This is a genomic window from Cupriavidus sp. GW822-FHT06G04, assembly GCF_058799075.1.
Genome location: NZ_JBXALD010000003.1, coordinates 334,308 through 350,435 on the forward strand (window position 1 = coordinate 334,308; position 16,128 = coordinate 350,435).

The following is a 16,128-nucleotide window of genomic DNA, read 5'->3' on the forward strand; positions in this document are numbered from 1 at the left end:
GACGTGGCCAGCCGCACGATGCTGATCGTCACCGCCGACGACTTCGGTCTGCACGGCGATGTCAATGCGGCTGTAGAGCAGGCGCACTGCGACGGCATCCTCAACGCCGCGAGCCTGATGGTGAGCGCACCAGCTGCCGCCGATGCCGTGGCCCGCGCGCACCGGCTGCCGGGACTGCGCGTTGGCTTGCATCTGGTACTGGCCGATGGCTGGTCGACGCTGCCGTGGGAGTCGATTCCCGATCTGGTCGATATCGATGGCCGCTTCGGCGATGCGATGGTGCGCGACGGTCTGCGCTTTGCCCTGTTTCCCGCGGCGCGCGCGCAGCTTGCGCTGGAGATACGGGCGCAATTCGAAGCGTTCCGGCAAACAGGACTGACCCTGGACCACGTGAACGCGCACAAGCACTTTCATCTGCACCCGACCATTCTGGGCCTGATCCTCCGCGTCGGCCGCGACTATGGCCTGCGCGCCATGCGTCTGCCTCGCGAGGTCGGGGGCGCCGTCTTCCTGCGACCGTGGCTGGCCCTGCTGCGACGGCGCCTGGAGCGTGCCGGCATCGCACACAACGACTTTGTGTTGGGACTGTCGGGCAGCGGCGCGATGGACGAGGCCGCGGTGCTGGCGGCGCTGGACCGGCTGCCGCCGGGCGTGGTGGAAATGTACTTGCATCCCGCGGTCACCTCGGGTGCCCGCATCGGTGCGTCGATGCCCGACTATCGGCATGCCGATGAACTGGCCGCTTTGCTGTCTCCGCGCGTGCGTGCGGCGGCGGAGCGGGTGGCACCGCGCCGAGGCGGCTTTACCGACTTGCTCACTGCATGACGTGGAAGCGCTTTGCCTTGCCGGGGGCGTTGGTGGGCTTGCTGATCCTCACCGTGGTGGTGGCGCGGCAAGCGCTGACCCAGGTCTTCGATATCCTCGCTCATGCCGGCTGGCCATTGATATGGCTGGCGCCGATCCACGCCGCGGCGCTCTGGCTGGACGCGCGCGGATGGCGAACACTGTTGGCGCCGGCCGACCCTGATGCGCGCGCGGATACCAACTTCCTGCTCTGGGTGGCCGCCGTGCGCGAGGCCGTTTCCCGACTACTGCCAACTGCCGGGGTCGGCGGCGAGATCGTTGGCATCCGGTTGGCTCTGCGCCGGGTGCCCGACGGCAGCGCCGTCACCGCCAGTGTGCTGGTCGAGGTCATGGTGACGATGTTCGCGCACTACCTGTTCGCGCTCGCCGGCTCACTGCTGCTTATCTCGACGATACCGGCTACCGGCAACATCGTGCTGGTGACGGTGGGCCTGCTGCTGTCGTTGCCGGTGCCTGCCCTGTTCGCCTATGCGCTACGTCATGGGGCATGGTTTGCGTGGCTTGAAGCCGCCGCGCGACGCATGCTTGGCGAGCAGCACCGTCTGCTGTCGCGGTTGGATGGCGAGCGCTTCGACTGGCAAATCCGATCCCTATGCGGACGTGGACGCCTGCTGGCGAGCACGCTGGCGTGGCAGTTGGCTAGTCTGGTAGTGGGGACGCTGGAAGTGTGGTGGGGACTGTCGCTGCTGGGGCAGACAGTCGACTTTGGCGACGCACTGGCGATCGAAGCATTGACGCTGGCGGCGCGCCAGATCGCGTTCTTCATCCCGGCGGGGCTGGGCGTGCAGGAAGCCGTGCTGGTGGCGCTGGGAACCACTCTGGGGATCGATCCGCCCACATCGCTGGCGCTTGCCTTGGTGAAGCGCACGCGAGAGCTGGCGTTCGGAATCCCGGCGCTGTTGTCGTGGCAATGGGCGGAATGGCGCAGCATGCGCAATGCTTGACGCCAATCGCTAGCGCGACGAATTACGTCGGCAGCGGCCGTTCGAGGCTGAAACGTTGAGTTTGCCGGCCGCATGCTGATGCAGGGCCTGCGGCGGGGCAGGGCGCTAGCCGTTGTCGCCGCCGGCCACCGGCAGCACCGCGCCCGTGATGTAACCCGCTTCGTCAGAGGCGAGGAAGAGAATCGGGGCGATCTGCTCGTCCAGCGTGCCGTATCGCTTGAAGAACGTAGACCCGGTCACGTGGGCGACCGCCTCGCGCATCCAGGCCTTCTCTTGTGCGTTGTCGCCCGCGGCGTTGCGCGGCACGCGTCGCGCAGGCGCTTCGGTCCCGCCGGGGGCCGCCGCAACCACGCGAATGTTGTGCTCGCCATATTCCATCGCCAGGGACTGCGTCATGGCGTTGACGCCACCCTTGGCCGCCGAGTACGGCACGCGACGTATTCCGCGCGTAGCGTTCGAGGACACGTTCACGATGGTGCCGCCACCTTGGGCAAGCATGTGCGGCAGCACCGCATGGCATGCGTACAGGGTAGGCATGAGCGAACGGCGAATCTCGGCATCGATCTGGTCGGGTTCGAATTCGGCGAAAGGCCGCATGCGGATGGCGCCGCCCACACCGTTGATCAAAATGTCGACGCGGCCAAATATCTTCACCGCGAAATCCATCGTGGCGGCGGCGCCGTCATAGGTTTCCAGGTCCGCAATGAAGCCGGCTGTCTCGGCCCCCTGTGCTTCGGCAGCGACTTCGGCAACGAAGTCGGCGCGGTCGACAAACAGGACCTTGGCGCCTTCGGCCGCTGCGCGCAGGGCCACCCCACGGCAAATACCCTGGGCTGCGCCAGTGACCACCATCACCTTGCCTTCGAATCGTCGGGCGCTCATGGCGTCACCGGGGCCGCGTTGGGCGTGAACTTCTCGTAATGGAAGCTGTTGGGCTTGACGCCATGGTCGTCAAAGTACTTGCGCACGGCGTCGACCATCGGCGGCGGCCCACACAGGTACACGTCGACATCCCCATCGTTCAAACACTCCGCCGGAATATGCTCGGTCACCCAGCCCTTGCGCGGGTGATTCGATGCCGCTTCCGCAACCACGGTGCTGAAGGTGAAGTGAGGCAGCTTTGCGGCGTATGCCTTGATTTGCTCGACCTGGACCAGATCGAGATCCCGCGTCACGCCGTAGATCATATGCACCTTCTGCTGCGAGTTCGCACGCACCAGCACTTCGAGCATCGAGAGGAAAGGAGCCAGGCCGGTGCCGCCGGCCAGCAACAGCAAGGGCCGTTCCGCGGCACGCAGATAAAAGCTGCCCAGCGGGCCGGTCAGTTGTACGTGGTGGCCGGGCCGGGCCGATTCCAGCCACGTGCTCATCACCCCGCCCGGAATCTTCTTGATCAGAAAACTGATTGTCGCTGCGCCAGGCGCGGAAGAGAACGAATACGAGCGATGCTGGCCGCTGCCCGGTACATCGATGTTGACGTACTGCCCCGCCAGGAAGACCGGGGGAATGCTGTCGACGTTCAGTTCAAGGACCACGGCCGCATCGTTGTGCTGTTCGATCTTGGTGACCGTTGCGGCAAATTTGCTTTGCTCGGTCTTGCAAACGGTCGACGACGCCGGAACCGCGATCACGCAGTCGCTCTGCGGCACCATCTGGCACGTGAGCACGAGTCCGCCGGCCTTCTCGTCATCGCTCAGTGCATCCTCGATGTAGTCGTCGCCCAGGTCGTAGCTGCCGCTTTCGGCGCGGCACTTGCAGGTGCCGCACACGCCGTCGGAGCAATCCATCGGCAGATTGATCTTGGCGCGAAACGCGGCATCGAGAACTTTCTCGCCCGCCTTGCATTCGACGAAGCGGGTCACGCCGTCTTCAAAATTCAGTGCGATGTTGTAGCTGGACATGTTGCCTCCTGCGTCCTGTCTTTATTCCAACCCGTGCCGTCAGACGTGATAGACGTCGAGCACCTGGCGGATATAGTCATTCTTGAGCACGACCTTCTTGCTGGAAATCAGCAGGCGATCTTCACGCTTGCGCAAGGTAAGGTAGACCGTGCCGAAAAACTGGTCTGTCACCTTGTAGCGATGGCTCAGCGTGTTGAAGTTGTAGCGAACGTCGACTTCGTCGTCGCGCTGCGCCAGCACCTCGACGTTGGTCACATTGTGGCTGGTGCGCGGTTCCGGCATCGAGGCGCTGCTGCGCTCGGTTCGGATACGGAACACGCGGTCTTCCAGGCCACCACGGTCCGCGTAAAACATCAGCGAGATTTCCGTTTGCGGGTCTTCGGTGAGCTTGTCGTCGTCGTCCCAGGCGGGCATCCAGTAGGTGACGTCATCGGTGTAGCAGGCCAGCCACTCGTCCCATTGACGGTCATCGAGATAGCGTGCCTCCTGAAAGAGCGCCTGACAGATGTCTTGATAGTCGATGGTCATACGTCTGCCTCTGCTCGTTCCTTGCGCAGGGCGTCGCGCATCACCTGCATCCAGTATTCGTGTTGCACGACGAACAGGCCTTCGTCCTCGCTGCGCTCGCCGGAGATCAGCGGATTCACGCCCATGCCCTTGGCGTTTGCGTCGGGACCGCGGACCCACAAGGGCGCTCCGCGCGACATGTCATTCCACATCGACGTCGTGCTCGCGTAGCCTGCCTGACATGCACGGAACTCTTCCAGATCGTCGCTGGTGCCCATGCCGGAGACATTGAAGAAGTCTTCGTACTGACGAATACGAATGGCGCGGCTTTCGGCGCTTTCGCCTTTCGGCGCGAAGCAAAAAATGCTGACCTCGGTCTTGTCGACACTGATAGGACGCACCACGCGAATCTGCGTGCTGAACTGATCCATCAGGAACACGTTCGGGTACAGGCACAGGTTGCGCGTCTGATTCACGATGTAGTCGGCCTTGTCTTCCCCGACACGCGAGGCGATTTCGTCGCGGTGCTGGTAGACCGGGCGCACTTCGGGATTCATCGTCCTGGTCCAGAGCAGGATATGACCGTGCTCGAATCCATACACGCCCGCCACCGACTTGCTCCAGCTGTTTGCATCGACGGCCTTGGTGCCCTCGACCTTGCGGCGGCCCATCGTTGCGGCGTAGTTCCAGTGCACGGTGCTGACGTGATAGCCGTCGCAGCCGTTCTCCATCTGTAGCTTCCAGTTGCCGTCGTAGATGTAAGAAGAGTTGCCGCGCAACACTTCCAGGCCTTGCGGCGCCTGCGAGACGATCTGGTCGATGATGACCTTTGTCTCACCCAGGTAATCTTCGAGTGGCATTACGTCTTCACTGAGACTGCCGAACAGGAAGCCTCGGTAGTTCTGGAAGCGCGCAACCTTTTTCAAGTCGTGCGAGCCCTGCTTGTTGAACTGCACTGGGTATTCCGTGGTTTTCTCGTCCTTCACCTTCAGGAGCTTGCCGGCGTTGGAGAAGGTCCAGCCATGGAACGGGCACGTGAAGCTGCCCTTGTTGCCATGCTTGCGACGGCACAGCATGGCGCCCTTGTGCGCACACGCATTGATCACGGCGTGCAGTTCGCCGGTTTTGTCCCGCGTGATGACGATCGGCTGGCGACCCATCCACGTGGTGTAGTAGTCGTTGATCTCAGGGACCTGGCTTTCGTGGGCCAGATAGACCCAATTGCTCTCGAAGATGTGCTTCATCTCGAGTTCGAACAGGTCGGCGTTCGTAAAGATGTCGCGGCGGCAGCGGAAGACGCCGTTCTCCTTGTCATCCTGAACGGCGTTGCTCAACAGATCGTCCAGTTGGCGGGCTTTGTCGATAGTTGCAGGCATGAGTCGTCTCCCCAGGCGGGCCTGGTGGTCAGGCCCGCACGGTTCGGAAAGTTCTTGCGGAGGAGTTGGCGACCTGTCAATGCGGGCCGCCGTGCGGAGCGCTTACGCGGTGGCGGACACGCGTGGGCGATTGACGAGCTGGTTGTCCTTCCCCTCGACCAACGGGGTCAACACGATGTCGAACTCGATTTCCCTATATGCGTCGGCCTTGAGTCCAAGCGCGGCGCCGCCGGTCTTTTCGATCACGTGCGGTACCAGCTCTTCACGCGTGGCGTATGCGAAGTCATCCCAGATCAGCGGATCGCCTTCGATGTTGATCTGCGTTGTCAGCTTGCGCATCTTGTCGCTGGTCACGAAGAAGTGCACGTGCGCCGGGCGATTGCCGTGGCGCGCCATCGCGTCAAGCAACTGCTGTGTCGCGCCTTGCGGCGGGCACCCGTAGCCAACAGGCATCAGCGTGCGGAATTCGTACTTACCGTCGGCGCCCGTCCTGACTGCGCCACGCAGGTTGAAGTCATTTTGCGCGCCGGTCGGATCGAAGTGCGAATAGAAGCCCTTCGAGTTGGCATGCCAGCACTCGACGATGGCATTGGCCACGGGCTTGCCGTCGGGGCTCGTGACCGTGCCGCGAATCACTAGGGGGCCGGCATCTTCGTCGGGATTGATGTCAATCTTCGAGACGCCGTCGCGCACGGGAGCACCCGCGACATACAGTGGGCCTTCAATGGTGCGCGGCGTGCCGCCGTGGATGTCGGCTTCACGATCGGCTGCGTCCATGCGGATGTCGAGATATTTTTCGAGACCAATGCCAGCAGCCAGGAGCGCAGCCTCGCCATCCTTGCCGAGCTTGTTGAAGTAATTCACCCCGGCCCAGATTTCATCGGGCGTCATGTCCAGGTCGTCGATGGCCTTGAAGAGGTCGCCCAATAAACGATGCGTGATCTCTTTGACACGCGCGTTGCCCTCTGGGCTATCCAGATTTGCTGCGGCCTTCAGCAGGTCCTGCACTTCCTTCGTGGCGAATACTTTGGCACTCATGTCTGCTCCTAAGTCTCTGTATTTTTTGATGGGGTTAACCCTCATTTCAGGTCGATCCAGAGCTACCTGGAAGGTATAATCGGCCGCTGAAACAGATCGTGAAAGCAGAATAGGGGCGCAAAACGGACCCGTCCAACACCGTTTTAGTATCGGGCTATATCCAGGAGGTATTGTATGGAGCTACGGCACCTGCGCTATTTTGTGGCGGTTGCTGAAGAGCGCAACTTCACACGTGCAGCTCAACGGCTCCATATCGCGCAGCCGCCGCTTAGTCGGCAAATCCAGCAGCTTGAGGAGATTCTTGGAGTGCAGTTATTCGAACGGAACTCTCGCCCGCTCAAGCTTACGGAGACCGGCAAGTTCTTCTATTCGCACGCGGTGCAACTCATTGCGCAGACGAACGATCTGGAGTCGATGACGCGGCGTGTGGGCAACATTGAGCGTAGCCTGTCCGTGGGCTTTGTCGGTTCCACGCTCTACGGCATGCTGCCCAAGATCATCCGGCGATTTCGCGACGAGAACAAATCGGTGGAACTCAGCCTGCACGAGATGTCGACGATGGACCAGCTTCGCGCGCTCAAGGACGGTCGCATCGATATCGGATTCGGTCGCATTCGCCATGAGGACGCGAACATCCGCCGGGTGATTCTGCGTGAGGAGAAGATGATTGTCGCGCTTCCGGTTGGCCACCCGCTCTCCGTGTCCAAGCCGGTGCTATCGCTTCGGGACCTGATCTACGAAACCCTTATTGTTTTTCCGAAGACCCCGAGGCCCAGTTATGCGGACCAGGTTCTCTCTGCATTTCAGGAGCGTGCGCTGACGCCGCGGCGCATCTATGAGGTCCGTGAATTGCAGATTGCGTTGGGACTGGTGGCGGCGGGTGAGGGGATTTCCGTCGTGCCGAGCAGTGTCTACGGGCTCAAGCGCGACGACGTGAGCTACATGGAACTGGATGACCCGACGCTCACGTCGCCCATCATCATGAGTATGCGCGCCATGGACGAGTCACGTGATATCAGGGAAATGCTCGCGCTGATCTACCGGCTCTACGAAGAGGAACGAATTCCCTACAGCGTGCGCACGGACAAGATGGAGTAGGGTGCTGCGGGATGGTGGGCGCGACTGTCGCCATCTTTGGCCGCAGTCTGGCGCTATGCCGCCACTCGCGCGCTGCGACGCGAATGAACAAGGTGGTGGTACAGGATCGCTCGCCCGGACTGGGGCTGGCTATCGTCAGAAGTGTTTTAAACCTTTACGGAAAGGAGTGAAATACCTATGTCTAGGCAGATATTTATCAACTTGCCGGTACGGGACCTATCAAAGGCGACGGAATTCTATGCTGCCATCGGTGCCGTCAGAAATCCGCAGTTCAGTGACGATACGAGCTCCTGCATGGTGTTGTCGGACGCGATTTTCGTGATGCTCTTGACGCATGAAAAATGGGCGAATTTCACGAAAAAACCGATTACGGACTCCCGGCAGGAAAGCGAGGTAATGCTGGCGCTAAGCGCGGAGGATCGTAGAAGTGTCGACAAGATGATTGAGACTGCCGGCGCGCACGGGGGCAAACCGGACATCAACGCCAAGCAAGACCTCGGTTTCATGTACGGTCGCAGTTTTGAAGACCCGGATGGCCACATCTGGGAAGTTGTGTTCGTCGATATGTCCCGGATGTCCAGTCAATAAGGCTGAGGAGAATGAAATGGGAAGCTTAGCGCGTGCAACGCGTGACGCTGCTCAACCGGGATTGGCCTTGGCGCGGAATGGCGGAATCGGATCCGCTCGGCTCACCGATTTCGCGCAAAAACGATGGCGGCGTGCTTGGCGCGCCATCGCCTGCGCTGCGCATCCGCCCCACGCTTTGTTCAGTTCCCGGTGATAAAGTCGCGCACCAGTGCGATGGTTGCCTGCGGATTCTCTTCCATTACCCAGTGGCCCGAGTCGGGCACGATGACCTCACGCACGTCATCGGCGGCTGATCTCGCCACGACGGCCATCGTCGAGCCGAACGATTTCTCACCGCCGGCCGCTAGCACCGGCATACGGAGCCGTGAACCGCTAGCAAGCCAGGCGCGGTTGTCGGCCGCGTCTTGGTCGAATGCAGCGAACTGCGCGAAGCCAGCGCGCATCGCGCCCGGTAATGCATAGAGTTCCGCATAGTGGTTGCGGGCCGCTTCGCTGAAGCGCGCCGGATTCGCCGAGAACTCGTTCCAGAATCGATCCAGATAGATGCGCTCGCGGCCCGCGACCAATCGTTCCATATCTGGCCCCCCAAAGCGGAAATGCCACAGCATCGGGCTCTTCAGGATGTCGTCCCATGGGCCGACGCCCGGCAGCGGTGCGTCGATCAGCGCGAGACGCCTGACCCGTTCGGGCTGTTGCGCGGCAAACTGAAAGGCCACCATGTTGCCGATGTCGTGCGCGACGAGATCGAATTGCTCGACACCGAGCACCGCGAGCACGCCGGCAAGGTCGACTGCCTGATTCTTCTTGTCGAAGCCGTCCGCAGGCTTCGCCGACAGGCCAAGACCGCGCAGATCGGGGACGATCACCAGATGGTCGCGCACAAGATCCGCGGCCATTGCGGCCCACATGTCGCCGGTTTCCCCATAGCCATGCATCAAGACAACAGCTGGCCCCGCGCCGCCGCTGCGCACATGCAGCGTGGTGCCGTTGGTGGAGATGTCCTGCGCGTGAAAACCGGCAGGGAACGACTGCGCTGCACTAGTTAAAGACATGAATATCTCCATAAAGGCCGGGCGCTCTACGCGGGCCGGCCTGGCGTGGCCGGTTGTCAAGCGAATGGCGGAGCAATCATATAGCGAAGGATTACCTTGCGCTAGTTGAAGGCGAGAGCATCGCCCAGTATGGCCGGCGCGCTTCGCGGCAGTTCGGCGATCACTGCTTCGACTGCGCGAAAGCGATAGACCCGGGACACAAAGACCCACAGGGCAAAAGAGAAGGATCGCCCAGTATTGCTGCCAATCCCACTTTAGAGGGGAGGGGCTGAGCGTTGACCGAGAAAGAGGCACAGCGGCGCGAGCGATTCGGCCAAACGGAACGTAATTCGGCACGACGGTTGTTCGGCTTTAGCCCGACACAGGCCGATGTAGGCTCGACGAATGGTCCATCCTGTCGGCGGTGATTTGAAGCATTGGAAATGGAGCTGAATAGAATTTTGGGTGTGTTCAGCGTACGTTGCGATTTCCATACAAATCTCATCAGATTGGGCACGGCGTCATTTTACGCAGTGCTGTCATTTGATATCTTTCTCGGCTCGTTGACTACTTGACGCTGCCGAAGCGATCGCACGCGCGGAGCATTAACGATAAACAATTTATGAAAAAGCAACTCTCGTTGATTGGTCTGGTAGCACTCGCCGGTTGTGCGCCGATGATCCAATCCGCGCCAGTCGATCTCACGCCGCTCACGGAAAGCGCAGCGACGCCAGCCATCCGTTTTGAGAACAACGCTGACCTCCGTCTCGATACCGGATACACACGAATGCTTGCCAGCAGCTCGATCTGGAAGCCTGTAGGGCGGTTGCCTCAGGGGACGGTGTATCGGCCCGCCGGCACGGTCTTTACGATCGAAGGCCGCCAGGTACACGAGGCGTATCTCGTTATTCAGGACAAGCAGCTTGTCGGCTTCTACCTTCCGGGTGAGCAAACCTATTCACCTCTTTCCACTGCAGTTCCTATTACAACAGGAGAAATTCAATGAAACAGATCACGCGCATGCTGCTTGCCACAGTGGCCGCTACGTCGCTGTTGGCTGGCTGCGCCTCGGGGGTCAAGCATAGCGAGATGGCCGCATCCATTCCGACCGTGAAGGCGGGCGAAGGGCGCATCTATTTTCTGCGTTCCGCATCGATGTTCGGCGCGGCCATTCAGCCCGATATCCGTCTGAACAATGAAGTGGTGGGCGAATCGAAGCCCGGTGGCTTTTTCTTCGTCGATCGTCCGGCTGGCAAGTACATTGCGTCGGCAGCTACGGAAACCGAGAAGACGCTCAGCTTCGTGCTCGATGCCGGTGAAACGAAGTATGTGCGTAGTTCCCCCTCTCTTGGCCTGATGGTGGGCCGTGTCGTGCTCGAACTCGAGACCCCGGAAAATGCGAAGGAAGAACTGTCTTCGCTGAGCTACACGGGCACGCCGGTCAAGACCGCGGCCAAGTAAGGTTGAGCGGCGCCGGCGTCAAGAACCCTCAGCCCGTTTGGAAGGTGGGCTGAGACGTATCTGAAACGTAGCGCTGGCTGGTAGTCGAACGGCGACGCCTGGTGGCGTCGCCGTTTTGCATTTGCTTCCAGCCTGCAGGCGTTCAGGGCAGCAGATGGGTATCGCCAGCGGCTTGCGGCGGCAGCTTGATGGCCAGCGCCTGAACTTGCCGTTGGTGGCCCTCGACCCCGCGTGGGCCGCACCGTTCGTATTGCAATGCTCTGCCCCAATCGTTGGGCGCTCGCAACAATGATCTCGTTGATGGTTCAACACATGTCGAAGGTGAGGCTTTTCGATGCAATAAATGCGAACAATTCGTATTATCATTGTGCATCAGGATCACCTTGATGCGGCCCGTTTGTGCTTCACGCTGCATATCTGGCCCATTTTCAACAAAAATCCGGGAATTCGATGTCTAAACACCGCTTCTCCAGCGGACGCGCCGCCGTGCGCGCGCCGCGTCTGTCCACTGTCCTGTCGCCGGTTGCCATCGCCGTGATGGGCCTGACCCTGTCAGGCGCGGTCCAGGCTCAGGCCCAGTCCCAGCCCGATAGCGCCACGACAACGCTGCCGCCTGCCACGGTCGTGGCAGACCGTACGGGCGAAGCAGTCAAGGTGGAGCGGGTGAGCAGCGGTGCGCTCGGTGATCGCAAGGCTGTAGATACGCCTTTCTCCGTGAATGCGGTATCGAGCGACGAGATCCAGCAGCGCCTGGCGCAGACCGCCAACGACGTCTTCAAGTACGACCCCGCTGTACAGGTGCTGGGCGACAACGCTCGAACCGAGAACTCGTACTTCGCCGTGCGCGGCATCCGCGTGGACATGCTCGACGGCACCAAGGTCGATGGCCAGAACTTCGTGACCTGGGACGCGGACATCCCGCTGGAGCCGTTTGAACAGGTGGAGCTGCTCAAGGGTCTCTCGGGCTTCATGTACGGATTCGGCTCGCCGGGCGGCATCATCAACTACGTCACCAAGAAGCCCACGGACAAGCCGCTGCGCGAGGTGACCTTTGGCTACCAGACCAACAACGTCTGGAGCGAGAAAGTCGACATCGGTGGCCGCTTCGGCAATGATGATCGCTTCGGCTACCGCGTCAACGCGGTGAACGAGGACGGCAATACCAACGAGCCGAACGTGCACGTGCGCCGCCAGACGTTCTCGCTGGCCACAGATTTCCGCATCACGCCGGACCTGACGTGGAGTGCGGATGTCATGTACTGGAAGCGCAAGTCGCAAGGCACGATCTTCGGCCTGTCGTTCGGCCCGACCACCATCCCTGCCGCCAGCAGCGTGGCGCGCAACCTGGCTCAGCCATGGTCGTCGCACGAGACCGACACGCTGACCGTGGGCACCGGTGTGGACTACCGCATCAACAGCGACTGGAAGACGAGCTTCAAGTACCGTTTCTCGCGCCAGAATCGCCTGAACGCGGACAGCTTCCTGTACGTAAGCGACGACGCAGGCAACTTCTCCGATACCAACTATCGCTGGAAGACGGCCTACTACTACCAGGCGTACGACGCCATGGTGCAGGGCAAATTCAACACGGGCGGCCTCAAGCACGAGATCGTCGCCGGCCTGGGCTATCAGTCGCAGGTACGCGAGCTCGACAGCGGCCTGGGCGGCAACGGCATCTTCATGGGCATGAACAACCTCTATAACCCGGTGTACCTGCCCGAGCAGCCCGGCGTTGGCAAGGATTACATGCCGTATCGCGACTACAAGATCCAGCAGAAGTCGGTGTATCTGAGCGATACCGTGCAGATCACGCAGCGACTGTCGGTGCTTGCCGGCGTGCGCTACAACATGTTCTCCCAGGACAACTACGACCCCTCGGCAGTCAAGACGTCGCGCTACAGCACGAACCCGCTGACGCCGACTGCGGCGGTGATGTTCAAGACCGACGAATTCTCGACTGCCTACTTCAGCTACGTGGAGTCGCTGGAGCCGGGTGCCTCGGCTGGCCCGACCGCCGCAAATGCGGGCGAGACCTTCGGTCCTCTCAAAAGCCGCCAGTACGAAATGGGCTTCAAGACTGATCGCGACAAGTGGGGCGCCAACGTAGCGCTGTTCCGCGTGGAGAAGGGCTACTCGTACACGAACTCGGCCAACTACGTGGTGCAGAACGGCATGCAGCAGTTCACCGGTCTGGACACCAGCGGCTTCTGGCGTGTGACGCGTGACGTGCGCCTGATGGGTGGCGTGCTGTGGCTGAACACCAAGACCAAGGACGTGGATGATCCGACGGTCAACGGTAACCGCGTGTTCGCCACGCCGAACTACATCGTTTCTGGCCGCGTCGAGTACGACACCCCAGTCGTGCCGGGCCTGACACTGTGGACCGGTGCCAAGGTAACCGGTTCGATGTACGTGAACTCGGCCAACACGCAGCAGATCCCGTCGTACACCACGGCCGACCTGGGCGCCCGCTACACGACGCGTGTCGCCGGCAAGCAGGTGACCGTGCGCGCGGCACTGAACAATGTGTTCAACCGCCGCTACTGGACCACGACATACGACGGCTTCGTCCTGCCGGCATCGACGCGTACGTTCCTGATGAACGCATCGATGCAGTTCTGACCGGCTCCAGACCGCCGATATCGGTCTGGACCTGGCCCCTGCCAGTTTTTCCGACATCTTCGATACGCAAGCGGATGCTCCGGCGCGAACTGACTTTGGATGTCGATTGGCGGCTCATGGACCGATCCGAGGCATTGCACTGCAACAGCAGGGCACGTTCGTACGGTGCTCCCGCCGTAGACCGCTATCGGGTCGCAAGCCGCCGTTCAGCCGCCGGGCGGGCCTTCTGTGCGCTCGTCGCCAGGCGTGGCGAAAAGTGGATGGTGTGGCATCACGCGCTCCAGATCGAGCCGATTGGCGAGCCGCTGCCGCTTGATGATCAACAAATGGGGGAGTCGCCAGCATGCCGGAAAGGGACTAAGGGCAGGACATTTCTATTCGCCACATTGCCGATAATTGCCAGCACACTCTGTCTAGGCTTTGCTAAAAATGTCGTACGGCTGGCCATTTTTAGATGTCAGTACGGGCGTGCGGTTTGTGCGGGATTGAATTCTTGGTGTGGGTTCAGGGTCGAATCAAACGGTTCCGCTTCGGCGTCAGGCATTTCTTCTGATGCGGCATAATGCGGCCTCATGAACTGGGACGATACTCGCATCTTCCTCGCGCTTCAGCGTGAAGGCACGCTACGTAGTGCCGCGCGCGTGGCTGGCGTCGATCAGGCCACGGTCGGACGCCGTGTGGCGGCCCTGGAGCGCGCGCTGGGCGCCACGCTATTCTTGCGCACGTCGGAGGGATACGTCCTCACGCCCGCCGGCGAAAACGCACTGCAGTCGGCGGAGAAGATGGAGAAGTTCGCCGACGACCTGGTGCGGCAGGCGCAGGGTACCGACACGCGCCTGGCTGGCGAGGTAAAGGTGACAACCACCGACACGCTTGCGCTTGAGTTCGTCATCCCGTCGATTGCACGGCTCCACGCCGAGCATCCGGATGTGCACGTCGTCCTCAACACGTCCACGCAGTTGCTCAACCTCGCGCGGCGCGAGGCCGATATCGCAATCCGCAACCAGAAGCCGGAAAACCCCGACCTGGTCGCGCGCCGGCTGGCACGGTGGCCGGTAGGCCTGTACGCCTCGCCTTCGTATCTGGCGCAACGCGGCGAGCCGCGTCGTGTAGACGGCTTTACTGGCCACGATCTCGTGATGTGGGAGCCGTTTCTGACGTCGCGTGTCTTGCCGACTCTCGTGGGTCTGCCGATCGACTCCGGTCGCGTGGTCTCGTCCGTCAACTCCAGCCTGATGCTGCGCGCGATGATCCGCATGGGTCGGGCCATCGGCGAGGTGCCAGTGCCGATTGCCGAGCGGGACGGCCTCGTGCGCATCTGGCCTGAGCGCGAGCGCGCGCGACGCTATGAGGTCTGGCTGGTGACCCATCAGGACCTGCGGCACACCGCACGCGTCCGTGCCATGATCGACAAGATCGTCGAAGCCTTCAAAGATCAGAAAGTCTAGCGCGGTATCGGAGCTGTGCGGAACCTGCACTTTGCCTTCGCCGTGATGCATTTTTGCATCATGGTTTTGACTGTCTGCTGCTCTACTATCAGTGCATCGACAGCAACAACGAAGCGAGCATACAGATGAAAGCCATCGTCTTCAGCACGTTCGGCGACGCCGACGTTCTTCAACTGGGAGAAGTTCCGGCGCCCGATGTCCGCCCGCATGACCTTCTGGTGCGCGTCCATGCGGCAGGTGTCAACCGCGCCGATCTCACGCATCGCCGCGGCGGCTACGGCCGTGCGGACTTCGGTGACTCGACCCTGATGGGGCTGGAAATCGCCGGCGAAGTCATCGATATTGGTTCTGAAGTCGAGGGCTACCGCATTGGCGACCGCGTCATGGGTGTTGTCGGCGGCGGTGGATATGCCGAGATCGCGCGTATCGACTGGCGCATGGCCATGCCGATCCCTGTCGGACTTGATTACGTCCATGCGGCTGCCATTCCCGAGGTCTTCATCACAGCCCACGAAGCGCTGCTGCACCTTGGACGACTCAGGCGGGGCGATGCGGTCCTCGTACACGCCGCTGCCAGCGGCGTCGGCTCAGCCGTGGTTCAGCTCGCCCGTGCGACGGGGGCGACCGTGTTTGCCACGACTGCGGCGTCGAAACGTGACGCAGTGCTGCAACTCGGCGCTGATCACGTCATCGACTACCGGAACGAAGACTTTGCGGAAATCATCGCCGCATACACCGAAAAACGCGGTGTCGATGTCGTGATCGATTTCGTCGGCGTGCCGTATTTTCAGAAAAACATTGCATCGCTGGCAAATGGCGGCCGACTCGTCCAGGTTGGTCTGCTAGGCGGCGGCGGTGAGATCAAGGTCGAGCTCGCGCAGATCCTGTACCGCCATCTGCAAATCATCGGCACCGTGATGAAGTCCCGCACCCAGGCCGAGAAACAAGCGATGACGCGGCGCTTCCGCGAACATTGGCTCGATCACTTCAATGCCGGTACGAGTCTGAAGCCGATCATCGACAGCACGTTCCCGCTCATGCATGCGCCGGACGCGCATCGCCGCATGGAGTCTGCCGAGAATGTCGGCAAGATCGTGCTGACGACCTGAAAACCAACGTGTGCAATATTAGAGATTTCGATCTAAAGAATCAGAGAGGTCCGAGTACACGAACGCCGTCACGCCGCCCCGACTGACGCCGGCATACAACAAAGCCCCGCGCGTTCGTTGCGAGCGTCTCGCGCGGAGCTC

General features: G+C 61.3%; 15 protein-coding genes. 9 read left to right on the top strand and 6 right to left on the bottom strand.

Annotated features, from left to right (window positions below):
• Positions 1-18: 18 nt before the first annotated feature.
• Positions 19-825 carry a hopanoid biosynthesis-associated protein HpnK gene (gene hpnK / locus AC1RKI_RS08815; protein ID WP_492796196.1) on the top strand — a complete coding sequence of 269 codons (807 nt, stop codon included), beginning with the start codon at positions 19-21 and terminating at the stop codon, positions 823-825.
• On the top strand, positions 822-1,808 hold the full coding sequence (locus AC1RKI_RS08820) for a lysylphosphatidylglycerol synthase domain-containing protein (protein ID WP_492795957.1): 987 nt from the start codon (positions 822-824) through the stop codon (positions 1,806-1,808). The genes hpnK and AC1RKI_RS08820 overlap by 4 nt, the downstream gene beginning before the upstream one ends.
• 105 nt (positions 1,809-1,913) lie before the next feature.
• Here the strand turns inward: AC1RKI_RS08820 and benD are convergent, their stop codons facing one another.
• From benD to catA, 5 genes are all read right to left on the bottom strand, one after another.
• Complete coding sequence (benD, locus tag AC1RKI_RS08825; RefSeq protein ID WP_492795955.1) at positions 1,914-2,690, bottom strand: benzoate diol dehydrogenase BenD; 777 nt, start codon at positions 2,688-2,690, stop codon at positions 1,914-1,916.
• Positions 2,687-3,709 (bottom strand): benzoate 1,2-dioxygenase electron transfer component BenC, encoded by a 1,023-nt coding sequence (gene benC / locus AC1RKI_RS08830; RefSeq protein ID WP_492795953.1) that lies wholly within the window; start codon positions 3,707-3,709, stop codon positions 2,687-2,689. Before benC ends, benD begins: the two co-directional genes overlap by 4 nt.
• A 39-nt stretch (positions 3,710-3,748) precedes the next feature.
• Positions 3,749-4,237 carry a benzoate 1,2-dioxygenase small subunit gene (gene benB / locus AC1RKI_RS08835; RefSeq protein WP_227461067.1) on the bottom strand — a complete coding sequence of 163 codons (489 nt, stop codon included), beginning with the start codon at positions 4,235-4,237 and terminating at the stop codon, positions 3,749-3,751.
• Complete coding sequence (locus tag AC1RKI_RS08840) at positions 4,234-5,592, bottom strand: SRPBCC family protein (RefSeq protein ID WP_492795951.1); 1,359 nt, start codon at positions 5,590-5,592, stop codon at positions 4,234-4,236. The genes benB and AC1RKI_RS08840 overlap by 4 nt, the downstream gene beginning before the upstream one ends.
• A gap of 102 nt (positions 5,593-5,694) precedes the next feature.
• Positions 5,695-6,630 carry a catechol 1,2-dioxygenase gene (catA, locus tag AC1RKI_RS08845; RefSeq protein ID WP_061954223.1) on the bottom strand — a complete coding sequence of 312 codons (936 nt, stop codon included), beginning with the start codon at positions 6,628-6,630 and terminating at the stop codon, positions 5,695-5,697.
• Between the two features lie 174 nt (positions 6,631-6,804).
• On the opposite strand from catA, the gene AC1RKI_RS08850 reads away from it, so the two are divergent.
• Both AC1RKI_RS08850 and AC1RKI_RS08855 read left to right on the top strand, forming a co-directional pair.
• Positions 6,805-7,728 carry a LysR family transcriptional regulator gene (locus AC1RKI_RS08850; protein ID WP_061954225.1) on the top strand — a complete coding sequence of 308 codons (924 nt, stop codon included), beginning with the start codon at positions 6,805-6,807 and terminating at the stop codon, positions 7,726-7,728.
• 177 nt (positions 7,729-7,905) lie between these two features.
• The gene (locus AC1RKI_RS08855) at positions 7,906-8,316 is read left to right on the top strand and encodes a VOC family protein (RefSeq protein WP_061954227.1); all 411 of its coding nucleotides are present in this window, start codon (positions 7,906-7,908) and stop codon (positions 8,314-8,316) included.
• Positions 8,317-8,495: 179 nt separating this feature from the next.
• Here AC1RKI_RS08855 and AC1RKI_RS08860 read toward each other — a convergent pair whose 3' ends face one another.
• Positions 8,496-9,368 carry an alpha/beta fold hydrolase gene (locus tag AC1RKI_RS08860; protein ID WP_492795948.1) on the bottom strand — a complete coding sequence of 291 codons (873 nt, stop codon included), beginning with the start codon at positions 9,366-9,368 and terminating at the stop codon, positions 8,496-8,498.
• Between the two features lie 601 nt (positions 9,369-9,969).
• Here AC1RKI_RS08860 and AC1RKI_RS08865 point away from each other — a divergent pair.
• The 5 genes from AC1RKI_RS08865 (at position 9,970) to AC1RKI_RS08885 (ending at position 15,987) form a co-directional block, all read left to right on the top strand.
• Positions 9,970-10,353, top strand: a complete 384-nt coding sequence (locus AC1RKI_RS08865; RefSeq protein ID WP_492795946.1) for a hypothetical protein — start codon at positions 9,970-9,972, stop codon at positions 10,351-10,353.
• Complete coding sequence (locus AC1RKI_RS08870) at positions 10,350-10,808, top strand: DUF2846 domain-containing protein (protein ID WP_061954231.1); 459 nt, start codon at positions 10,350-10,352, stop codon at positions 10,806-10,808. Before AC1RKI_RS08865 ends, AC1RKI_RS08870 begins: the two co-directional genes overlap by 4 nt.
• Before the next feature lie 450 nt (positions 10,809-11,258).
• The gene (locus AC1RKI_RS08875; RefSeq protein ID WP_492795944.1) at positions 11,259-13,430 is read left to right on the top strand and encodes a TonB-dependent siderophore receptor; all 2,172 of its coding nucleotides are present in this window, start codon (positions 11,259-11,261) and stop codon (positions 13,428-13,430) included.
• 572 nt (positions 13,431-14,002) lie between these two features.
• Complete coding sequence (locus tag AC1RKI_RS08880; RefSeq protein WP_492795942.1) at positions 14,003-14,878, top strand: LysR family transcriptional regulator; 876 nt, start codon at positions 14,003-14,005, stop codon at positions 14,876-14,878.
• 125 nt (positions 14,879-15,003) lie between these two features.
• On the top strand, positions 15,004-15,987 hold the full coding sequence (locus AC1RKI_RS08885) for an NAD(P)H-quinone oxidoreductase (RefSeq protein WP_492795940.1): 984 nt from the start codon (positions 15,004-15,006) through the stop codon (positions 15,985-15,987).
• Positions 15,988-16,128: the final 141 nt, after the last annotated feature.